This window comes from Jongsikchunia kroppenstedtii DSM 45133, from assembly GCF_000380485.1.
Classification (GTDB): Bacteria; Actinomycetota; Actinomycetes; order Mycobacteriales; family Mycobacteriaceae; genus Jongsikchunia; species Jongsikchunia kroppenstedtii.
In genome coordinates this window covers 1-4211 of record NZ_AQYG01000014.1, presented here as the reverse complement: position 1 = coordinate 4211, position 4211 = coordinate 1, and the positions used below count along the sequence as shown (strand labels likewise).

General features: G+C 63.0%; 1 protein-coding gene and 1 pseudogene. Both read left to right on the top strand.

From position 1 onward, the window contains the following. Positions 1–1677 (top strand): annotated as a pseudogene (locus tag G341_RS20450) (hypothetical protein); the annotation flags it as partial. Positions 1678–1885: 208 nt separating this feature from the next. Beyond that, entirely contained in the window at positions 1886–2428 is a 543-nt protein-coding gene (locus G341_RS0100160; RefSeq protein ID WP_155826644.1) for a hypothetical protein, read from the top strand. Positions 2429–4211: the final 1783 nt, after the last annotated feature.

The following is a 4211-nucleotide window of genomic DNA, read 5'->3' as shown; positions in this document are numbered from 1 at the left end:
ATACCCAACGACGGCACCAGCCCGATGACCACCGACCTACTCGCCGTCGCGTCGGCCGGTCTGGTGGTCGGCGCAACCTGGCGGCTACGACTGCAACGACAAAAGACTCCCGCGATCGTGGGCGGTGGCGAACCACCGGCGCCGTCGCTGCTGCCAGCAGGTGGCAGCGAACGCGGCCGGGTCGGCAACTCGGACCTGGTGCTGATCAACGACCCGACCAGCCCGAAGACCTACACCTTCGACGAACATGTCCCTCCGGGCGGGCACATCCGTATCAACCCGGACGGATCAGCCACCGTCGTGGACAAGGACGGAAACCCGGTCCGCCAGATCGACAAACCCTGGGCCTACGACTCGCTGGGACGGCCACAAAAGACTTGGTACACAGTCGATTCCGATGGAAGACTCGTCCAACACGTCGCACCCGACGATGACGCCCTCTACCCGATCCTGGCAGACCCGACCATCGGTGCGTGCACGCCGAGCGATCCGGACGGCAACGGCGAGCCCGGACAGCAGCCGCCGTCGCAGCAGACTCAGCAGTTGATGGCGCAATCGAACGCGCAGGCGCTTTCGGATAAGTCGTTGGTGCAGCCGATGGGCCCCTATACCCAAGACGAGCAAGCGGTCAACGAACGCAACCAGGCACGCGCGGGCGGGCTCGGCGCGGTGAGCGGCACAGCATCCGATGGCACACCGATGAACGTCTACGTTAATCCGTCGAACGGGCAAACCAGCGCCCAAGTGACCGGACAATCGCCAGCAACCCAGCAGGCCGTTGCTCAATCGAACGCCCAAGCGTTCGATGACCAACTATCTGTTCCGCCCACCGGGCCCTACACCCAGGACGAGCAAGCGGCCATTGACCGGAACCAGGCACGGTCGGCAGGCCTGGCCGCGACGTCGGGCACGACTGCCGACGGCACACGGGTCAATCAGTACACGGATCCATCTACCGGCCGGTCAGTTGATCAGCCCATCGACCCGGCACAGGCCACGCAGCACGCCGTGGAGCAGTCGAATTGGCAAGGGCTGCGAGACCAACAGGGCATTCCGCCAACCGGTCCCTACACGCCGGAAGAGCAACAAGCGGTCACCCGCCAGCAGTTGCGCGCGGGCGGTTTCAGCGTCGTGCGGGGTACCGCACCAGATGGATCGCCCACCAACATCATCACCGACCCGAGCACCGGCCACACTATCGAGGCCACCGACAAAGAGCTCGAAGAAGCCGGGTATGCCGGGCCTGCTGAGGCACTCGGGTCAGGCCTGATGCAGGGTGGCGGCCGAAGCCTGGAAGAGATCAATTCCTCCGGGAAGCACGCTGCCCCTGTTGTGAGCGCAGAAGAAGCAGAACGACTGGAACGAGCCGGCAAACTAGTCGGGCGCATCGGATTCGTGTCCGATGCCGCGATATCTGGGATCGACGCCTACAACGACTACGCAAACGGCAAAGCCACCGGGCCTGAGGCGGTCGGCGAAGGGTTCGGCGCGTTCGGCGGCGGCTGGGCTGGAGCCGAAGCGGGAGCGTTCATCGGGTCGTCGTTCGGACCTGCCGGTACCGTGATCGGTATGGGCGTCGGCGCGCTTGCAGGCAGCACCTTCGGTAAGAGTCTTGGCAAGGACATCGGTAAGGGCGGCGGCGAAGTGTTCAAGACGATTGGTGGGTGGTTCGATTGATGGCCCGGCACCAGTCTCGGCATCGCGGCCGAACCGATGTCAGGAAGACTATTCGTCCGTTGTTCTCAGCTGACCGGTGGGCGCAAGACCTCCAGGGCCGTGGAGCGATCTGGGCGGCCGGACTATTTGCTGGGTTTTTCGTGGCCTATCTCGGTGTGGCGCTTGGCGCCGCAGCTGTGCGCGGCGTGATGCACCTAATGGGTTACTCGTGAGGACCGACCTGTTGAGCCCTCTGGAACGGCTTGCCGCGGCCGGCGAGTCCGTTGCAATCGTTCTCAACACCGGCGACGACTTCGACACACGCCTCCCAGTGGGCTGGCGGCGCGTCGCTCCGGCCGGTATCGCCGCGAACTCGGTCGCGATCGCTGCGCCAACTAAACAGGACCGACAGTTCGTCCCCAACGCCATCATCCAGACCTACGGCTTCACCTTCAGACCACCAGCAGATCTCTTCGACACGCCAGCGACTGAGCTACTCCGACTCGGCAGCAGCCCCGGCACCGTCCGCCGTGACGGCCCTGCCCTACCGCAGGTCACCTGCTCGGGCAGCTACATCGATCCGGCGAGTTCGGTGGCGCTGTGGGCGGAGTGCTCGTACTACCTGGTCGGCGATACCGGCGCATGGTGGTTGATCGAATCGATCTTCACAACCACCACACACCAACGCGAACAGCTTGCAGAAGATTTGGACGCGCTGCGCACCCTGACCACTGCCGCGGTCGACCGTCTACGAAAGGCGCCTTCACAATGAGTGACCGTCGATTTCTACCCACAGTCAGGTCCCTGTTTCTGACTGGATTCGCAATGGGCGCGGTTTTCGGCATCGCCGTAGCCATCGCGACGATCATCAGCCACTGAACCCGGCCCGCACGTCCAGACGTCATCCGGCACCTGACCGGGTTGGGCCATCCCATGACAGATACCCGGACCCATCGATCCTTCAGCCGTGGTCACCGTTTACCGCTGGCCACCCGAACCTACGGGCAACCCGACTCCACCAATCCCATAGGAGGACGAGTTGGAATATCAGCTGATCAGTGCGGCTGCAAAGGCGGGGTTCGCCGAGCATGCTGCCTCTGTGACCCGTCCGTCCGCGTTGCACGGCGATAGGGCCCCAAGACCGCATGAGTGATCGCAACCGTGACCATTGGCATGAATGGCAACTGCAGGCACTACATGGTCCACCGCTTGATGCAGTCGACCACAGCACCCCCATGAGCTATTTGCTACTAGGCCGGACTGTCGTGGACGGAGGGTTTCCGACAGCGCTTCTGCCTAGGACGCAATCAGAGCTAGCGTGGCAAGTCGTAGATCGATTCGGTCTGGGGGTCCCTGCGATGGCCAGTATCGTAGAGAAACTTGTCGTATTGCCTGAAGACGGCGGCCAGGCACGCGAGTGGAAATGGCCCGCAGGCCCGCGAGGCTACCGCTGGCCCGAATCGGCGCTGAATTTCCACCCCGAACATGGTTATGGCGAACCTATCGGGTTCCAGCGATATCAGGCTTACGTTCAAGAGGAAAAGTGGGTGCCGTTGGGTTTGGGGTGGTCCTACCCCGAACAGAGCATGTGGGCTGCACACAGATTACATAGGTTGGTGAGTGATCAGTCGCCAGTCGTGGTCGTTCGGGTCCTCGATGCTTTCAGTCTTCACTAACCGAAATTCGATCTGCCCAGCAGCAACCGCGGCCCCCCACCTGAGCCCCTTGCAGGCCAACGACCCCAACGGTTTGGTGCTGCTCTGGACCGTGCCCGGTCCGTTGGGGACTCGACGACATCCCCATCATCGTCATCCGGCCCCTTGCCGCACCGGCCACCGGGATGTGGCCGCGGTGGCCGGCCGCACCACCTCCACCTACCTGCTACCACTGCTGACCAACCTCATCCCTACCAGCCAGTAGCCATAAGTTCCCGATCAACGAACGAGACCAAAGCGAAATGACCACCAGCCCAGATCAGTCGGTGTGGGATCAATGGCGACCGACTACTTCGCGGGTCGGGTTCATCAACGCCGACCTGACCACCACTGCCACGACAATGGTGCAGTGGGGCGAATCGCTGCATCCCGGAACGAATCGTGCCCAGCATCTCGAGGGGCCGCGGGCAGCGAACATCGAGCGCCTCGAACCACTGTCGATGCCCGGAGAAGAACGTGCCCCGTTCTGCGCGACCAGCAATCTAGAGTGGACTGCCTACTTCTCGTATAACCGGCAAGGCGCCGATCCTGCGCCCGTCTCGGTGCTAGCCCGGCGCATCGGAGTCAATACGGACTGGGCGGCCTACCGTGTGCCGGCTCCGGCCTCAGGGATGTTCCCGACGGCTACGGCGGCACCCAGATGCACCTGTATGCGCCCGAAAACACCGACTGGCTCAACAGGATCCGCACGATTGGTGTCGGACAAGACGGCACAAGATGGGAATTCGATGCTGCAGCGCGGTCAGCGCAGACCACTCATCCCCTTCGATACCGCGCCGAGCAGTGGATCGACGGCTGCTGGCACAAAGTCTAGGAGCAAAGATCATGGCTGATGATGAA